Origin of the sequence: Brevibacterium sp. SIMBA_078 (genome assembly GCF_046534565.1) — a bacterium.
Lineage (GTDB): Bacteria > Actinomycetota > Actinomycetes > Actinomycetales > Brevibacteriaceae > Brevibacterium.
The window spans coordinates 1-293 of record NZ_JAWRYQ010000138.1; the positions used below are offsets into that span (position 1 = coordinate 1).

The 293-nt window shown below is 36.9% G+C and carries 1 protein-coding gene; it reads right to left on the bottom strand.

All coding sequences use genetic code 11. The features are described 5' to 3' along the window. Nucleotides 1-293 (bottom strand): NAD-dependent epimerase/dehydratase family protein (locus tag SB749_RS19195; protein ID WP_410711705.1); only part of this gene is annotated, 293 nt, incomplete at both ends.

The following is a 293-nucleotide window of genomic DNA, read 5'->3' on the forward strand; positions in this document are numbered from 1 at the left end:
GTTATAAACATTATCTTTAGCATCGTCTGGCGCTGTAGCAGCTAAAATATTCATTTGTACCGTATTTTCTATAAAACAAAAGTCTCGACTAGTTTCACCATCACCGTTTATAAAAACCTCTTCGTCTTTTATCATATCAGCGGTCCATTTTGGAATTACTGCAGCATATGCTCCATTTGGATCCTGTCTCTGGCCAAAAACATTAAAGTAACGTAAGCCGATTGTTTTAAAGCCATAGGTCTTCGCATAGACCCCAGCATATAATTCGTTAACGTATTTAGTTACAGCATATG